This window comes from Bacteroides pyogenes DSM 20611 = JCM 6294 (assembly GCF_000428105.1).
Classification (GTDB): Bacteria; Bacteroidota; Bacteroidia; order Bacteroidales; family Bacteroidaceae; genus Bacteroides; species Bacteroides pyogenes.
Map to the genome: position 1 here is coordinate 1 of NZ_KE386625.1, position 1,889 is coordinate 1,889.

The 1,889-nt window shown below is 43.3% G+C and carries 1 protein-coding gene and 1 pseudogene; both read left to right on the forward strand.

What is annotated here, in order from left to right; all coding sequences use genetic code 11:
* Positions 1–203, forward strand: a pseudogene (locus tag C234_RS16615) (IS1182 family transposase); the annotation flags it as partial.
* Between the two features lie 359 nt (positions 204–562).
* Positions 563–1,831: a cardiolipin synthase gene (cls, locus tag C234_RS0114795; RefSeq protein WP_027326392.1), complete on the forward strand. Its 1,269-nt coding sequence runs from the start codon at positions 563–565 to the stop codon at positions 1,829–1,831.
* The last annotated feature ends 58 nt before the right edge of the window (positions 1,832–1,889 follow it).

A 1,889-nucleotide genomic window follows, 5' to 3' on the forward strand; every position in this document is an offset into this window, starting at 1 on the left:
AACGTTTCAGACATTTTGGAAAGGACAAGGTCTTTATGGACTTTTCCTTCCTGGCCATTGCCTTCAATATAAAAAAGATGTGTGCAAAAATGACAAAAGAAGGCATGGATTGGCTAATTAGGCTGTTTTATGAGCTTACTGCCGCTTTATTTAAGTGCTGGAAACACATAAATCAAAGAAATCTTCAAAATATCGCAGCTTAAAGATAATGAACCGATTTGTATAGCGATGAACAAAAAAGGAAGTGCATCGTGCATTACGACACACCTCCAATGGGAAACTAATCGAAATATGCGTCTTTCCCACGGTGTCGATATATACACCCCGACATCGACAGGGATTCTCCTTTCAAAAACTGTTTCTGAAAGAACAAGGTCGATGTAGAGAGAGATAATTATAAGGCGAATAATCCCGCAACGGTCTCCGAAGCTTTTCATCTTACAAGCACGGCATAAGCAGGTAATAGTGTTAAACTATAATAAATCGGTTCTTTCTTGAAGGGGTGCCTAACTATAGTTGTTGTATCTTTGGATTTTTGTAAACCAAAGCAAGGAGAAACGTTTTGAAGCCACGCATACTATCATTTGTTTTATTTTTAGTTCTATCCTTATCTCATAGTCGGGCAGATGTTATCGATAGTTTAATGGCGATTCGCAGGGACTCTATCAATTTGACCAGCGACTCTCTGACGCTTCGTTTCCTGTCCCAATCCGGCATTCCTATTAGCAATAACAATAAAATCAAGCTGCTAAAAAGCGGACATGAAAAATTCGTTGATCTGTTTGAAGTCATTGAAGGAGCCCGGCATCACATTCATCTGGAATATTTCAACTTTCGAAATGACTCTATCGCCAATGAACTGTTTAAGTTGCTGGCCCAAAAAGCCAAAGAGGGTGTGGAGGTACGCGCGATGTTCGATGCTTTCGGCAATTGGTCCAACAATCGTCCGCTCAAGAAAAAGCATCTCAAGAAAATACGTCAGCAAGGAATTGAAATATTGAAATTCGATCCGTTTACATTTCCCTACATCAACCATGCAGCGCACCGCGATCATCGTAAAATAGCCGTTATCGACGGAAAGGTTGCCTATACAGGAGGGATGAATATAGCCGACTACTACATTAAAGGACTCCCGAAAATCGGGACATGGCGAGACATGCACATCCGCATTGAAGGAGATGCCGTAGATGAACTGCAAAAGATTTTCCTGGCAATCTGGAACAAACAAACCAAACAAAACATCGGCGGACCGGCTTATTTCCCTCTCCACAAAGAGAACGACAGCATAGTGGTTGCCATCGTCGACCGTACTCCCAAGAAGAGCAACCGTATGTTGAGTCACGCCTACGCCGTAAGCATCTATGCCGCACAAAAGAACGTACACATCGTAAACCCCTATTTTGTTCCGACCTCCTCCATCAACAAAGCAATAAAAAGAACCATCGATCGAGGAGTAAACGTTTCCATTATGGTTTCTACCGCGGCGGACATCCCTTTCACCCCCGAAGCTGCGCTCTACAAACTCCATAAATTGATGAAAAGGGGAGCAACCGTTTATATGTACAATGGCGGATTCCACCACTCCAAAATCATGATGGTGGACGACCTTTTCTGCACAGTCGGCACGGCCAATCTCAACAGCCGCAGCCTGCGCTATGATTACGAAACGAACGCGTTCATTTTCGACAAACAAGTCACAGGCGAATTAAACAATATTTTCCGGGCGGACATCGGACAATGCACAGAAATGACGCCCGAGTTCTGGAAGAAACGCTCCCCATGGAAAAAGTTTGTAGGCTGGTTTGCCAACTTGTTTACTCCTTTTTTGTAATCATCCCGGCCGATTTAGTATCTTTGAGACATTGAGTACAGCTGAGCCTGATGCAACG